This is a genomic window from Kosmotoga sp., assembly GCF_982836095.1.
On the sequence record NZ_CEYIHJ010000204.1, the window covers coordinates 1 to 464 of the forward strand.

The window sequence follows — 464 nt, forward strand, 5'->3', positions numbered from 1 at the left end:
AGATAAATTAGTTTCTTTCATTAAGGAGCAATTTTCTGACAACATCCAAGAGGGAACAAAATTTGTAAAAACCAAGACTCCTACATGTTTTGCGTATTTCCTTGTTTGGAAGGGCATTTTTGATTACAGAGCCGGTGATTATTGGTCAGGGTTTCGAGAATTCGCTGGTCTTTCGGATCCAAATTGGCAAGCAAAGTGGGGCAAAATATTCATTAACTTCTTAGAATCTAATGGACTGTCATGTTTCGATAATATCAAAGGTGCACATCGTTATGTTACTCCCATTCTCATGCATGGAATGATTCCCAATTCTTGTTTAGATGAATATTTTGAAAAAATCTTGCTTCCAATGGTCAAGCAAGACTTAACTGATCCCACCGATCGTAATGAAATTAGCTTCTTGCTGAAAATTCGAAGAGAAGACGACAATGAGCGGCATGCTATAAAAAAAGACATTAGAGAAT

General features: G+C 36.6%; 1 protein-coding gene. It reads left to right on the forward strand.

The window, feature by feature from the left end:
- Positions 1–464, forward strand: a 464-nt coding sequence (locus AC3LHT_RS10125; RefSeq protein WP_488662802.1) for a hypothetical protein, incomplete at both ends; no start/stop codon positions are given.